The sequence below is a fragment of the Streptomyces sp. NK15101 genome (assembly GCF_020400725.1).
Classification (GTDB): Bacteria; Actinomycetota; Actinomycetes; order Streptomycetales; family Streptomycetaceae; genus Streptomyces.
Genome location: NZ_JAINVG010000213.1, coordinates 1 through 609 on the forward strand (window position 1 = coordinate 1; position 609 = coordinate 609).

The window sequence follows — 609 nt, forward strand, 5'->3', positions numbered from 1 at the left end:
CCGGCCGGTGCGGTGGTGCCAGAGGTCCCAGAGGGCGTGGGCGAACCAGCCGACGGCCACGACGTACAGCGCGGCCCTCCCGTCCATGAGCAGGACCGCCGCGGCCCACGCGCAGAAGACGACGAGGCCGGCCGTCTGGACGGCGAGCGCCCGCCGGTCGCCGAGTTCGCCGCGCACGGCCCCGAAGGCCAGGTAGCACAGCGGCATGACCACGAGGAGGGCGGCGAGGAAGGAGGCGGGCGGGAGCCCGTCGGCGAAGGTCGCCAGGGCGAGGGCGAGCGCGAGCCAGGTCGGCCGGCGGTGGGCGAGGGAGCGGATCGTCGTCATGCGCCCCACTGTCCGGCGCCAGACCGCTCCGGTCGCCGGTTCGTTCCCGGGATGTCCGCCGTCTTGGGCCGGTGGTCCGTGCGGACTAGGGTCGACGCATGGGGGATCGCGCTGAACGGGTGGTGGCCGTCGTCGGTTTCGAGTCGGCCGAACTCCTCGACATCGCCTGCGTCACCACGGGCCTGGCCCTCGCCAACGCGCTCGGGGACCCCGGTACGCCGTACCGCGTGCGGGTGATCGCTCCGGGCGGGGCCTCCATCCGGTGCGGCACCGGACTCACGC

General features: G+C 74.9%; 1 protein-coding gene and 1 pseudogene. One reads left to right on the forward strand and one right to left on the reverse strand.

Annotation, left to right across the window (positions count from 1 at the left end; all coding sequences use genetic code 11):
- The coding region (locus tag K7G60_RS38655) for a hypothetical protein (RefSeq protein ID WP_225805639.1) at nucleotides 1-327 on the reverse strand (327 nt) is incomplete at its 3' end.
- A gap of 98 nt (nucleotides 328-425) precedes the next feature.
- On the opposite strand from K7G60_RS38655, the pseudogene K7G60_RS38660 reads away from it, so the two are divergent.
- Nucleotides 426-609, forward strand: a pseudogene (locus K7G60_RS38660) (GlxA family transcriptional regulator); the annotation flags it as partial.